The sequence below is a fragment of the Idiomarina sp. UBA4206 genome, assembly GCF_002383015.1.
GTDB lineage: Bacteria > Pseudomonadota > Gammaproteobacteria > Enterobacterales > Alteromonadaceae > Idiomarina > Idiomarina abyssalis.
The window spans coordinates 14,787-15,017 of the sequence record NZ_DFTS01000077.1; the positions used below are offsets into that span (position 1 = coordinate 14,787).

Here is a 231-nt window from a genome sequence, read left to right on the forward strand (position 1 = left end):
CACGCGGCCTTTACCTCGATGCGTGCACGTGGTGCCGGCGCAACCGATGTTGTTATTTTGGTTGTTGCAGCGGACGACGGCGTTATGCCACAGACCAAAGAAGCGGTTCAGCACGCGAAAGCAGCTGGCGTACCTCTGGTGGTCGCTGTAAACAAAATGGATAAAGAAGGCGCAGATCCGGATCGTGTGAAAAACGAACTGTCTCAGCTGGAAGTCATTCCGGAAGACTGG

At 54.5% G+C, this 231-nt stretch carries 1 protein-coding gene; it reads left to right on the top strand.

The genetic code is table 11. From position 1 onward, the window contains the following. Positions 1-231: GTP-binding protein (locus B3180_RS15590; protein ID WP_286845400.1), on the top strand; the 231-nt coding region annotated here is incomplete at both ends.